General features: G+C 64.3%; 11 protein-coding genes. 2 read left to right on the plus strand and 9 right to left on the minus strand.

Annotated elements, in window-relative coordinates; translation table 11 throughout:
• Nucleotides 1-5: 5 nt before the first annotated feature.
• The gene (locus tag IVA91_RS08965; RefSeq protein WP_247276256.1) at nt 6-251 is read right to left on the minus strand and encodes a hypothetical protein; all 246 of its coding nucleotides are present in this window, start codon (nt 249-251) and stop codon (nt 6-8) included.
• Between the two features lie 15 nt (nt 252-266).
• Between IVA91_RS08965 and IVA91_RS08970 the strand changes: the two genes are divergently transcribed.
• Nucleotides 267-2,180 (plus strand): sensor domain-containing diguanylate cyclase, encoded by a 1,914-nt coding sequence (locus IVA91_RS08970; RefSeq protein WP_247458547.1) that lies wholly within the window; start codon nt 267-269, stop codon nt 2,178-2,180.
• Between the two features lie 15 nt (nt 2,181-2,195).
• Here the strand turns inward: IVA91_RS08970 and IVA91_RS08975 are convergent, their stop codons facing one another.
• The gene (locus tag IVA91_RS08975; protein ID WP_247276254.1) at nt 2,196-2,756 is read right to left on the minus strand and encodes a carboxymuconolactone decarboxylase family protein; all 561 of its coding nucleotides are present in this window, start codon (nt 2,754-2,756) and stop codon (nt 2,196-2,198) included.
• Nucleotides 2,757-2,838: 82 nt separating this feature from the next.
• Nucleotides 2,839-3,303, minus strand: a complete 465-nt coding sequence (locus IVA91_RS08980) for an Lrp/AsnC ligand binding domain-containing protein (protein WP_247276253.1) — start codon at nt 3,301-3,303, stop codon at nt 2,839-2,841.
• A gap of 162 nt (nt 3,304-3,465) precedes the next feature.
• On the opposite strand from IVA91_RS08980, the gene IVA91_RS08985 reads away from it, so the two are divergent.
• Nucleotides 3,466-4,479 carry a 1-aminocyclopropane-1-carboxylate deaminase gene (locus tag IVA91_RS08985; protein ID WP_247276436.1) on the plus strand — a complete coding sequence of 338 codons (1,014 nt, stop codon included), beginning with the start codon at nt 3,466-3,468 and terminating at the stop codon, nt 4,477-4,479.
• A gap of 102 nt (nt 4,480-4,581) precedes the next feature.
• Here IVA91_RS08985 and recQ read toward each other — a convergent pair whose 3' ends face one another.
• The 6 genes from recQ to IVA91_RS09015 all read right to left on the minus strand — a co-directional run bounded on the left by recQ (nt 4,582) and on the right by IVA91_RS09015 (nt 12,994).
• Nucleotides 4,582-6,447 carry a DNA helicase RecQ gene (gene recQ / locus IVA91_RS08990; RefSeq protein WP_247276252.1) on the minus strand — a complete coding sequence of 622 codons (1,866 nt, stop codon included), beginning with the start codon at nt 6,445-6,447 and terminating at the stop codon, nt 4,582-4,584.
• A 234-nt stretch (nt 6,448-6,681) separates the two neighbouring features.
• Complete coding sequence (locus IVA91_RS08995) at nt 6,682-7,425, minus strand: polysaccharide deacetylase family protein (RefSeq protein ID WP_247276251.1); 744 nt, start codon at nt 7,423-7,425, stop codon at nt 6,682-6,684.
• A gap of 103 nt (nt 7,426-7,528) precedes the next feature.
• The gene (locus IVA91_RS09000; protein ID WP_247276250.1) at nt 7,529-8,527 is read right to left on the minus strand and encodes a homoserine O-succinyltransferase; all 999 of its coding nucleotides are present in this window, start codon (nt 8,525-8,527) and stop codon (nt 7,529-7,531) included.
• A 12-nt stretch (nt 8,528-8,539) separates the two neighbouring features.
• Entirely contained in the window at nt 8,540-9,841 is a 1,302-nt protein-coding gene (locus IVA91_RS09005) for an O-acetylhomoserine aminocarboxypropyltransferase/cysteine synthase family protein (protein ID WP_247276249.1), read from the minus strand.
• A 292-nt stretch (nt 9,842-10,133) separates the two neighbouring features.
• Nucleotides 10,134-11,693 carry an amidase family protein gene (locus IVA91_RS09010; RefSeq protein WP_247276248.1) on the minus strand — a complete coding sequence of 520 codons (1,560 nt, stop codon included), beginning with the start codon at nt 11,691-11,693 and terminating at the stop codon, nt 10,134-10,136.
• 119 nt (nt 11,694-11,812) lie between these two features.
• Entirely contained in the window at nt 11,813-12,994 is a 1,182-nt protein-coding gene (locus tag IVA91_RS09015; RefSeq protein WP_247276247.1) for an MFS transporter, read from the minus strand.
• Nucleotides 12,995-12,997 lie beyond the last annotated feature (3 nt).

The raw sequence follows: 12,997 nt of genomic DNA on the forward strand, positions 1-12,997 counted from the left end.
GTGAATCACACGCGCGCGCCGAGCACGGCCCTGGCAGCCACGACATACTCAGGCCAATGCGCGTCCGCATAACGCTCGGCCTGCCGCGCGCAAGTGAGATCGGGCGCATGTGCGGCCGCAATCATGCGTGCGAATCGTTCCTCGGCCACCGTCACGTCATCAACTGCCGGCGCCGGGGCGGCTCCTGCGGCGGTTGGCGCGACGGCGAATCCCGCCAGTCCGGCGAGCACGATGCGGCGTGACGTGTTCATGGCTGTCGTTCCCCATTGTCCAGCCTGCACTCTGGCGGGCGAATGTGTCGGTGCGATCACGACAGGGTAACTGCGCGTATCGGTGTAGTCCATCGATTGCAGATACCGCCGGACCGATCACGTTCCATCCAGCTGGCGCGCGGGACATCGCATCCCGGCCCAAACCGGAGGACAGCACGTGACCCGGCACAGAGCCCTGATCACAAAAGGGTTTTTGCGCCGGTGCGCAGCATCCCGCGTCAACGGGTTGTTAGCCTTCATCGGAAAACACTGATTGCGTTACATCGCCGCAAGGAACCTTGCGCCATACTGAGACCGGTTTTCGTTTCGCCCTGGAGGCTGAGAATGTCCCGCTTGTTTCCGGAACGGACGTTCCTTGCTGGCAAGATCTTCTTCAATTTCGGCCAGTCGTCGATTGACTGCGTCGTGCGCCGGCTGTCCGAGGAGGCTGCGACGCTCGAGATGGAGAGCGGCCTCGGCGTACCCGAGCGATTCCAGCTCAGGGTCGCGGGACGCAAGATATTGGCCTGCCGCGTGATCTGGCGATCGGACCGTCAGGTCGGAGCCGCCTTCGAGCTGCCAGGCAGCGTCGAGCGCCCGAGTGGCGAGGAGCGGGAACGCTCGTCCGACGCGCTGATGCGCGGCCAGATGCTGGCGCTGCGCGCCGCGCTCGATCATGTGCCGACGGGCATCGTGCTGCTCGACTCAAGCCTCAGGGCACGTCTGATCAACCGGTCGTTTCGTCAGATGTGGCGCCTGCCAGACGAGGTTGCTGACAGCAATCCTTCCATTCTCACGCTGCTTCATCATGGACGTGACACCGGCGCCTATGAGGTGCCGGATCCTGAGCTCGATGCCTTGGTGGCGGAACGCGTCCGTGTGATCGAGGCGGGCGATCCGACGCCTATCGACCTACGGCGGACCAATGGCGATGTGGTGCGCGTACAGGTCACGCCTTTGCCCGACGGCGGGCGCATGCTGACCTACACGCCCGTCACTGACATTGTGCGCACCTCCGACGAGCTGAAGCTGCTGCGGGATGCGCTGGAGAATGTTCAGGATGGAGTCCTCCTTCTCGATTCCGACCTGCACGCTACGTTCATGAACCGGCGTATGCGGCGGTTCTGGGAGGTCAGCGACGAGGAGGCCGCGAATCGACCGACCTATTCGTCGCTGGTGCGACGCCTGCATCGCGCCAGCGCGCCCAATCTTCCGACGAACGAACTCGCGAAATTTCCGGCGCGACGCGTCGAAGAGGTCAAGGCCGGCGATCATGTCCGCGACCTGCAGACGCCGGATGGCCGGCGCATCAGGGCCCATTGTACGACGATGGCCAATGGCGGCCGCATGCTGACCTATGTCGACATCACCGATCTGACGCAAAAAGCCGCGCTGCTGGAAACGCTCGCCACCACCGATCCGCTCACCGGCCTCTCCAACCGCCGCCACTTTCTCGACTGTCTCGGTGCGGAATGGAGCCGCTTTCAGCGCTACTATCGCTCCGTCTCGGTGTTGATGCTTGACATCGACCATTTCAAGTCGGTCAACGATCGCCATGGCCATGCGGTGGGCGACGTCGCGATCAAGGCGGTTGCGGCCGCGTGCCTCGACGGCAAACGCAAGTCGGACATCGTTGGCCGCCTCGGCGGCGAGGAGTTCGCCGTGCTTCTGCCCGAAACCAGCCTGTCCCGGGCGAGGATTGTCGCCGAGCGCATCCGCAAACACGTGATAAGCGCGCAGATCGTCGCCGGAAAGGTTCAGTTCGGCGTCACCGTGAGCATCGGCATCGCGGAGGCCACCGTCAGCATGTCCGGCATCGACACACTGATGAGTGCGGCCGATCACGCGCTCTACCAGGCTAAGGCCGAGGGCCGCAATCGCTGCATCGCCTTCGCGCCCCCGCCGCCTGCAAGCAAGGCAGCGGAGTGATTGCCGGAACAGGCTTCACTCCGGAACCGGAACGTCGAACGTGTTGAGCGTGACCGAGACCATGCAGTAGACGCCGACGAGATAGGAGAGTTCGGCCGCGCCGTGCTCGCCGAACTCCTTCACGGCGGCGCGCCAGGTCAATTCCGGCAGAACACCGCCGCCGACCAACGCGGACGCGATGTCGTAGGCGACGGCCTCCTGCCTGGTGAGATCGACCGGCCGCTGTCCGGCGACGATGGTCGCGAGCTTCTCGTCGGACAAGCCGCGCTGCTCGGCGACCAGCACGTGGGCGTAGAGCTCGTAGCCGGAGCGGAAATGCGAGCCGGTGACGAGGATGGCGACCTCGCGCACCGGCGCCGGCAGCAGCGGGTTCGACGCGATCGCCTTGACCAGCTCCCATACCGGCTTACCGAAGCGCGGCTCGCGCAGCCAGGGATTCCACGGCCCCAGCAGCGCGCCGTCGTCGCGCATGTTCACAAAACCCTTGAAATGGTCCTTGATGCCGGCTCGCATGTCGTCATAAAGCGGCTTCTGTTCGTCGGCCAGATTCTGGGGATCGAGAATGGGAAGGCGCACGGCTGCGATCTCCTCTTTGAGAAGATGCGAGGCTCGCCTGCATGCGCGCGCAGGGCAAGTGAAGTTGCTGTGACGGGTGCGCTTAAAACTCCAGCGGCGCGTTGTCGACGACTTCCTTCATCACGAAGAAGGTGCGGGTCTGGCGCACCCCGGGGAGCGCGATCAGCTGCTCGCCATGGATGCGATTGAAATCCTCCATGTCGCCGACACGGATCTTGAGGAAGTAGTCGAAATCGCCGGCGACGAGGTGGCAATCAAGCACGAATTTCAGTTTTGTAATCGCCTGCTCGAAAGTGGCAAAACTCTCCGGGGTCGAGCGGTCGAGCACGACGCCGACCATCACCAGCGTGCCCTTGGCCACCTTCTTCGGCGCCACCATGGCGCGCACGGTCGCAATGAAGCCGTCCTCGAACAGGCGCTGGGTGCGGCGATGGCAGGTGGCGGGGCTGATCGCGACGGTTTCGGCCAGCTCGGCATTGCTGAGCCGGCCGTTATTCTGAAGCAATCGCAATATCTTAAGGTCGATACGGTCGAGACGGGAAGGCATGGAAGAATCTCTCATTCCTATCCATCATTACGGAACAAGTAAGGGTAATTGATGTCGTTTTCGCAAGCAACGGCGCAATATTGACGCAGCATTTGAGAGCACCTTTCTTGTAGCAAGTGCTAATCGCTGCGGCCAGCTCAATGCCAATCGGGATGACCCATGATGCTGAAAAAATTCGCGCGCTATTCGCTCACCTTCGGTCCGACGCCAATCGAGAAGCTTGAGCGGCTATCGAAATATCTCGGCGGTCAAGTCGAGGTCTACGCCAAGCGCGAGGACTGCAATTCAGGCCTTGCCTATGGCGGCAACAAGCTGCGCAAGCTCGAATACATCATTCCCGATGCGATCGCCTCCAACGCCGACACGCTGGTATCGATCGGCGGCGTGCAATCCAACCACACCCGCATGATCGCGGCGGTCGCCGCCAAGCTCGGCATGAAGTGCCGTCTGGTGCAGGAAGCCTGGGTACCGCACGAGGACGCGGTCTATGACCGCGTCGGCAACATCATGCTCTCGCGCATCATGGGTGCCGACGTGCGCCTGGTCGACGACGGCTTCGACATCGGCATCCGCAAGAGTTGGGAGCAGGCGATCGAGGAGGTGAAGGCGGCGGGTGGCAAGCCTTACGCGATTCCCGCTGGCGCCTCCGTGCACAAATTCGGCGGCCTCGGCTATGTCGGCTTCGCCGAGGAAGTGCGCAAGCAGGAGAAGGAGCTCGGCTTCAAATTCGACTACATCGTCGTCTGCACCGTCACCGGCTCGACCCATGCCGGCATGCTGGTCGGCTTCGCCGCCGACGACCGCGCCCGCAAGGTGATCGGAATCGATGCGTCGTTCACGCCTAGCCAGACGAAAGCCCAGGTGCTCGAGATTGCGCAGAACACCGCAAAGCTCGTCGAGCTCGGCAAGGAGCTCGTCCCCGACGACGTCGTGCTGATCGAGGACTATGCCTATCCCGCCTATGGCGTGCCGTCGGAAGAGACCAAGGAAGCGATCCGCCTCACCGCGCGGCTCGAAGGCATGATCACCGACCCCGTCTACGAGGGCAAGTCGATGCAGGGCCTGATCGACCTTGCGAAGAAGGGCTATTTCGAGCAGGGCGCGAAGATCCTGTACGCCCATCTCGGCGGCGCGCCCGCGTTGAACGGGTATGCCTATGCGTTCAGGAATGGGTGAGGTGGCGCAGATCTCGCCGCATACACGGCTGTCGTCCCGGACAAGCATAAGCACAGATCCGGCACCGAGAGCCACAGGATCGCGTTGGGCGAAGACTACTCGCTACCTCGCCCTGACGATCTGCAACAGCTCGTCGCCGTAATGCTCGAGCTTCTTGTCACCGATCCCGGGCACGTTGCGGAGTTCATCCAGCGTCGTCGGCCAGGCCCGAACGATGCCGTCGATGGTGGCATCGTGCAGCACGACATAGGCGGGCACGCCGCGCTCGCGGGCGACGTCGGAACGCCAGGAGCGCAGCCGCGCGCGCAATTCGGGATCGACGTCGCCTTGCGGCGCGCTCGCCGCGGGCGCGAGGTCGCCGCGGCGCGATTTGGCCCGGCTCGAACGGATGCGGGTGCCGGGCGCCTCCTCGCGCAGCCACACTTCCGTTTCGCCGCGCAGCACGCCGCGCGAAGAGTCCGTCAGCTTCAACGCGCCGAATGCTTCGCTGTCGCTCTGCAAATGCCCCATTGCCACCAATTGCCGCAGTACCGTGCGCCACTGCTTTTCGTTGAGCTCGCGGCCGATGCCGAACACCGACAGCTTGTCGTGGCCGAACTGCGTCACCTTCTCGGTCAGGCGCCCGACCAGCACGTCGATCAAATGCATTGCCCCGAAGCGCTGGCCGGTGCGGTAGACGCAGGACAACAGCTTCTGCGCCAGCACCTTGCCGTCGCGCATTTTCGGCGGCATCAGGCAATTGTCGCAATTGCCGCAACTCTCGGCCATCACGATCTCGCCGAAATAGGCGAGCAGCCGCCGGCGCCGGCAATGCGGCGTCTCGGCAAGGCCGACCAGCGCGTCGAGCTTACCGATCGAGACCCGCTTGAATTCGTCGGAAGCGTTCGACTCGTCGATCATGCGGCGCTGCTGCACGATGTCGGAGAGGCCGTAGGCCATCCAGGCGGCGGATGGCTTGCCGTCACGGCCGGCACGCCCCGTCTCCTGGTAATAGGCTTCGATGCTTTTGGGCAGATCGAGATGGGCGACGAAACGCACGTCAGGCTTGTCGATGCCCATGCCGAACGCAATGGTCGCGACGATGACGATGCCGTCCTCGTTGAGAAAGCGGTCCTGATTCCGGGAGCGCACGCTGCTGTCGAGGCCGGCATGATAGGGCAGCGCGGCCATGCCTGCGTCTTGAAGCGCGGCAGCGACCTCCTCGACGCGGTTGCGGGACAGGCAATAGACCACGCCGGCATCGCCCATGTGGCGCTCGCGGATGAACTCCTTCAGCTGCGACACCGCATTGCGCTTGTCGACGATCTCGTAGCGGATGTTGGGCCGGTCGAAGCTGGAGACAAATTGCGGGGAGCCGGTAAGCTGAAGCCGCTCGACGATTTCCTTGCGGGTCAGATCGTCGGCTGTCGCGGTCAGCGCGATGCGTGGGACATCGGGAAAGCGCTCGGCGATGATGGACAGACCGACGTATTCGGGCCGGAAGTCGTGGCCCCATTGCGAGACGCAATGCGCCTCGTCGATCGCGAACAGCGCCACCTTCGCCCGCGCCAGCATCGACAGGCAGCGCGGCGTCACCAGCCGTTCCGGCGCGACATAGAGCAGGTCGAGATCGCCCGCGATCAGGCGGCGCTCCACCTCCGAAGCTTCGTGCGGAGTCAGCGACGAGTTCAGCGCGGCCGCGTTGACACCTGATTCGATCAGGCCCGCAACCTGATCGCGCATCAGCGCGATCAGCGGCGAGACCACGATGCCGCAGCCTTCGCGCAGCAGTGAGGGGAGTTGATAGCAGAGCGACTTGCCGCCGCCGGTCGGCATCAGCACAAGGCAATTGCCGCCTTCGCTCACGTGCCGGATGATCTCACCCTGCGCGCCGCGGAACCCCGGCAGGCCGAACACCGAATGCAAGACCGACAGCGCGTCGCGGCCGTTGGCCAGAGCGGACAGCGGAGCGGTGGAAGGAGAGGACATGGGCGTGAGGACATTGAGCTTTCGGTCAACGCCAGTCGCACGACCGAGCGGGCATGGCAAGACCGTTTGCGCGGCAGGGTATAGTGTTCCCCTCTCCGCTTGTGGGAGAGAGTGGCTCGCCGCATAGTGAGGGGTCTCTGACTGCGCATTCGATGAGACTTGTTTCGCGGCGACATACCCCTCATCCGGCGCTTCGCGCCACCTTCTCCACAACGGAAAAGGGAAGAACAGCCGCTATGCCCCGATCCTTCGCAGCGCCTCCGCGACGGTCACGATCGGTACACTGCGCTTCTCGGCCGCCTTCAGCGCATGGCACATCAAATGCGGCGTGCAACCATAGGGGCTCGGCCTGTCGGCGACGTCATGGCCGTACAAGATCAGCCATCCGCCGCTTGCGACCGCCTCGTCGAAATAGCGATCGATGCCTGTCGTATCGATGTCGCGGTCGATCAAGGGCGAAGCACGCAGAAACTGGAGGTCGATGACGCCGTGATTGACGCCGGGAAGGATGCCGCGCGCCGAACGGTAGGCTCTTGCAAGCTGCGGCTTGCGCCAAACCGAGGCGAGACCATACGGATAGGCGAAGTTCTCCAGCATGATCGAGGAATCAATGCTGCGGAAGTGGTCGCGGTTGCGCTCGATCTCGCGTTCCATGGCGGCTTCGTCGAGATCGACCGCGCTCTGGTGCGAGAAGGTGTGGCAGGCAATCTCGTGGCCGGCGCGGTGAAGCCGCACGATCGCGTCATTCGACAGGCCCTGCCAATGATCCGACGGCTGATCGATCAGGCTGCCCGAGAGGTAGAATGTGCCGCGACCGCCATGTTTCTCGAGGAGTTCGGCACCCTCGCCTGCGGCGCTATCTGGAGCATCGTCGAAGGTGAAGCTCACCATCGGGGCGCGCGCAGGCAACCGGTGCGGCGCGGCGCGGAAATGCCGAGCCAGCCGATTGCTCACGCGTCCCTGGAGTGACGACCACACGCTGCGTTTCCCGTGATTCCATATTCGCTACTGAAACATTCGCGCGCTAGTTGAGGCAAGCCTAACGCTCGGGTAATCCTAACATGGAGCCAACACCCTTCGGCTAGCACGCAGGGACCGATACGTCGGCATCCGTACCGAGATATTGCAGCCAGTTCCGGAATAACGCTGCCGCTGCGGTGCCGGCGGCGATATCGGCGCGCAAATTCAGCGCAGGCAATTCGTTGGTGAGCGCGGGATGGCGCTGGTGCCGTGCCTGTTTCTCGAAGCGGGCCAGCTTCTCTTCTGTCGCTGCGTCAAAATAACTCACGGGCAAATTCGGATAATTCTCGCGCTCACGGGCGAGATAGCGGCCGACGTCGCGCAGATATTCGCGCTGGAGCGACAGCCCGTCATATTCCGGATGGCCCTGGAAGAACACGAAGCGGCTGGCATATTGGCGGATAAAGACGTCGACGCCGGCCTCTTCCGAGCGCGTCAGCACCCGGTACCCGGCTTCCACGAGCTCGCTCTCGGCGATCTCGTTCAGGCGCGAATGCGAGACCTTGAGCGGCATAGGCGCACCGCGCGTCAGCGGATCGCGCGTCACGGCTTCGCAGTCGAAGATGCCGTGACATTTGCTCGGCAGCCGCCGCCGCGCGATGCCGTCGAGGTGCAGCACCGCCGCATGCGCGGCGAGGCACGACCAGATCGTCGAGCGCGTGTTGACCTTGGCCCAGTCGATCAGCTCCGTCAGGTCGCGCCAGTACGGCTCCTGGTCGAGTTCGGGCGCGACCGGCTCGGCGCCGGTCACGATCAGCCCGTCGAATTTACGGCGCCTGAGATCCGCAAGATCGGAATATTCGCTCTCGATATGCCACTTGGCGTCCGGCGAGCGCCTCACCGAAGGAAGCGAGAAGCAGTGGAAGCGGATGCGACGCGAGCCTGCAGCCGCCTGGAGCAGCTTCATGAACTGCCGCTCGGTCGCCTTCAACGCCGGGTCCGGCATGTTGTTGATCAGCCCGATGGTCAGCTCGGCGCCGCGATCACGCGCGAGATCACCTTCGGCCGGCACCAGTGCCGGGCTTGATATGACTTGATCCCTGTCGATCAAGATCGTCATTGGCGCCGCCGCCTACTCCGCGGCCTGCAGACGCGACGACGGACAGGCCTTTTCCAGCGCCTGATCGATATCCTCGATGATGTCTGCGGAATGCTCGATGCCGATCGACAGGCGGATCGTCTCCGGCAGCACGCCCGCTATGCGCTGCTGCTCTGCCGACATCTGCCGGTGCGTCGTCGACGCCGGATGGCAGGCCAGCGACTTGGCATCGCCGATATTAACGAGCCGCGTGATCAGCTTCAGCGCATCATAGAAGGTCTTGCCGGCTTCCATGCCGCCCTTGATGCCGAAGGTAAACAGCGAAGAGGCGTTGCCGTTCAGATATTTCTGCACCAGCGGATAATAGGGGCTGTCCGGGAACCCCGTGTAATTGACCCAGGCCACCCGCGAATCGCCACGGAGGAATTCGGCGACCTTGCGGGCGTTCTCGACGTGGCGCTCCATGCGCAGTGCCACGGTTTCGATGCCCTGGAGCAGCAGAAAGGCATTGAAAGGCGAGAGCACCGAACCCATGGTGCGCTGATAGACGCTGCGCGCGCGCTCGATGTAGGCGGTCCTGCCGAAGCGCTCGGCATAGACGAGGCCGTGATAGGACGCATCCGGCTTGTTGTAAGCCGGGAATCGGTCGGCGTGTTTCCCCCAGGGGAAGTTTCCGGAATCGACGATGGCGCCGCCAAGCGTGGTGCCGTGGCCACCGAGGAACTTGGTCAGGGAATGCACGGCAATATCGGCACCGTAGTCGAACGGCTTGAGCAGAATCGGGCTTGCGACCGTGTTGTCGACGATCAGCGGCACGCCATGCGAATGCGCGATTTTCGCCAGCGCCTCGATGTCGCAGACATTGCCGGCGGGGTTGCCGATGGTCTCGGCGAACACGGCGCGGGTATTCTCGTCGATCAGTTTCTCGATCGCCTCGGGCTGGTCGCTCTCGGCGAAGCGGCCAGTGATGCCCTGCCGCGGCAGGATGTGTGAGAGCAGCGTGTGTGTGGTGCCGTAGAGCTGCGGCACCGAGACGATGTTGCCGCCGTGATCGGCGACATTGACAAAGGCGAAATGCAGCGCCGCCTGGCCGGTCGCAACCGCAAGCGCGCCGACGCCGCCTTCGAGCTGCGCGATGCGCTTCTCCAGCACCGCGCTGGTCGGATTGGCGATGCGGCTGTAACGAAAGCCCTCGGCCTCGAGATTGAAGAGCGCCGCGCCATGATCGGCGCTGTCGAAGGCATAGGCTGCGGTCTGGTAAATCGGCACGGCGACGGCGTGCGTTGTGGCTTCCGGTTCGTAGCCGGCGTGAATAGCGATCGTCTCGTTGCGCATCGTGCCACCTCCGCGTGGAGCGGGCCGCACTTATCGGCCTGTATGAGGCGCGTGCGTTGTCCGCCATCCTCCTGTTAGAGGGGGGTGGTAAAGCGGACAATAATTCGCCTAGAGATCGAGGAAGTAACCCTAACGCTTGTTGGCGAGGTGGCCAGAATTCGGGTTAAACTGGATTAACGAATTGACGAGGTTGCCGCGCCCGCGGCGTTGCTTTTCCCTTCTCCCTTACGGGTTTTGGGGACCGCATAAGGGCAGAGGGTGCACCGTCAACCCGTCGACAACCTGCCTAGCTTCAGGCCATCGTCTCCCACAGTCGATGAGCGAGCACGCCGGCGCGCTTCTCGATCGCGGCCGCGGCATCGAGCGCGAGATCCTCGCGATAGCGCCCGGCAATGAGCTGCACGCCGATCGGCCTGCCGTCATGCACTGCCACCGGCACCACCGCGCCAGGCAGGCCCAGCACGTTGATCGCGGAGATGAAGCGGATCTCGCCCCAGAAGATCTCGCGCACGCGCTCGGGGCTGACGGTGTCCTCGCGCGGGCCCGGCGTCGGCTTCACCGTGGTCGGCGCCAGCACGACCGGATACTCGTCGAAGAACAATTGCCAGGCGCGGATGTGGCCGTTGCGCGCGGCCGTCGCCTGCATCCAGGCTTTGAGATCGAGCACGTTGGCCTTGGTCCTCATGCCGCCCCAGGCCTTGTGAAAATCCTCGGACGTAACCTTCAGCATGCTGGCTTCCTGCATCACAACGGTCTCGTTGGTGATGATGTCGCACCAGGTCTGCCAGACGCCGTTGATGTCGGGCACCTCGACCTCGCTGACGCGATAGCCGGACCGCTCGAGATGATCCGCGGCCTGGCGCAGCGCCGCGGCAACCTGCGGGTCAACGTCCATGTCATCGGGGATCTTGGCCAGCGCGACCTTGATCGGCCCCTTTGGCTTCGGCCCGACGAGCGGCGCCGGCACCCACCAGGGATCGCGCGGATCGCGTTGGCTCATCACCTCCAGCGCGAGACGAACGTCGGCGACGTGACGGGCGAGCGGCCCCTGCGCCGACATCAGATGCGCCAGCATCGGACGCTCGGCGATGGCGCTTCCGTTGAAAGCGGGGATCCGTCCCTGCGTCGGCTTGATCGTGACAACACCGTTGCAATGCGCCGGCCAGCGCAGCGATCCGCCGATGTCGTTGCCATGGGCGATGGTGCCGATGCCGGCCGCCACCGCCGAGCCCGCACCGCCCGAGGAGCCGCCGCAGGTGACGTTCGGATCCCAGGGGTTCAGCGTCAGCCCGTGCAGAGGATTGTCGGTGAAGCCGCGGAAGGAGAATTCCGGTGTGTTGGTGAGCCCGATCACGATCGCGCCGGCCTTTTTCAAGTTGCGCACCACGGGGGAATCGGACGGCGCGATGAGGTCCTTGTTAGCGGGAACGCCGTTGAAGTTTGGCCGCCCTTCGTAGTCGACATTTTCCTTGATGGTTACAGGCACGCCATGCAGGAGGCCGAGCTCGCCGCCCTTTGCGCGCTGCCTGTCGGCCGCATGCGCCGCTTTTAACGCCTCTTCGGAGAGATCGACGACGACGGCGTTCAGCCTTGGATTGACGGCGTGCATGCGTTCGAGATGCGCTTCGACCGTCTCGACGGCGGAGATTGCACCGGAGCGGATCGCAGCCGCGGTCTCGACCGCCGACCATTGCCAAGCCGGCCCCTTGGGACGGCGCGGTGAGGCCGGCTTGAGCCGCGTGGCTTTCTTTGCCTTCTTTGCAGCGACGGCCTTGCGGCTTGTGCTTTTCTTGCTGGAGGTTTTTACCGGTTTCTTCGAAGCCGTTTTCTTCTTGGTCGTCGCCTTCGCCACGTCGCATCTCCTGAAATTGCGCCGCAGACGTTACGGATGGCCAAAGGACGTGTACAGGTGCGTTTTCTGCATGGCGCGATGGCGCGACGCGGCGAATTGTCCGCGAACGCACCGCTGCGCTATTCCGCGGGGCAAGCCGCAACGGCGGCCTGGGCGCGGTCGAGCCGGAGGCTCCACAGCGCCAGCAGGAGACCGACAGCGGTGATGCCGGCTGCGACCAGAGGCAGCGCCGAAAGGCCGAGTCCGCGATCGATGGTGACGCCGCCGGCCCAGGCGCCGAGAGCGTTACCGAGATTGAACGCGGCGATGTTGAGGCTGGAGGCGAGCGTGCGGCCATCTGGGCCTGCCGCTTCCAGCACGCGAAGCTGGAGCGGGGCGACGGTCGCAAAGGCGGCGACGCCCAGCAGCAGGATCAGCACGACCGCGGCGATCTTGAGCGACAGCGCGGCGGCAAGGCCAAGAAGCACGATGGCGAGCGCAGCGAGCGTCCCGATCAGCGCGCCGGCGAGCCCGCGGTCGGCGAGCTTGCCGCCGGCGACGTTGCCGATCGCGAGGCCGACGCCGAACACCAGCAGGATCGGTGAGACCGCGGCCTCCGAAAAACCGGTGAAGCGCGTCAGGATCGGCTGGATATAGGTGAAGACGACGAACAGGCCGGCAAAGCCGAACACGGTCATAGCAAGGCCGAGCAGCACCTGCGGGCGGCCGAGCACCGAGACTTCGTCGGCAAGCGAGACCGGCTTGTCGCCGTTGCCGACATGGCCGGGCACCAGCGCGGCAACCACGGCAAAGGCGATCACACCGATGACCGTCACGGCCCAGAACGCCGCGCGCCAGCCGAGCATCAGGCCGACCCAGGCGCCGAAGGGCACGCCCAGCAATGTCGCGACCGTAAGGCCGATGAACATGGTGGCAATCGCCGAGGCCCGCTTGTCCTCGGCGACGAGGCTGGTCGCCACCACCGAGCCAACGCCGAAGAAGGTACCATGGGCAAGGGAAGTCAACACGCGCGCGGCCATCAGCAATTCGTAGTTCGGTGCCAGTGCGCAGGCCGCATTGCCGAGCGTGAAGATCGCCATCAGCGCGAGCAGCACGGTTTTCCGTGGCATTCGCCGCGTCGCCAGCGTCAGGACGGGCGCGCCGACGAACACGCCGAGCGCATAGCCGGAGATGAGCAGGCCCGCGACGGGCACCGAGACGTGCATCTCGGCGGCGACCTGGAGCAACAGGCCCATGATGATGAATTCGGTGGTGCCGATGCCAAAGGCACCGGCGGTGAGCGCAAGGACGGCGGAAGGCATGCG

This window comes from Bradyrhizobium sp. 153 (genome assembly GCF_023073835.1).
Classification (GTDB): domain Bacteria; phylum Pseudomonadota; class Alphaproteobacteria; order Rhizobiales; family Xanthobacteraceae; genus Bradyrhizobium.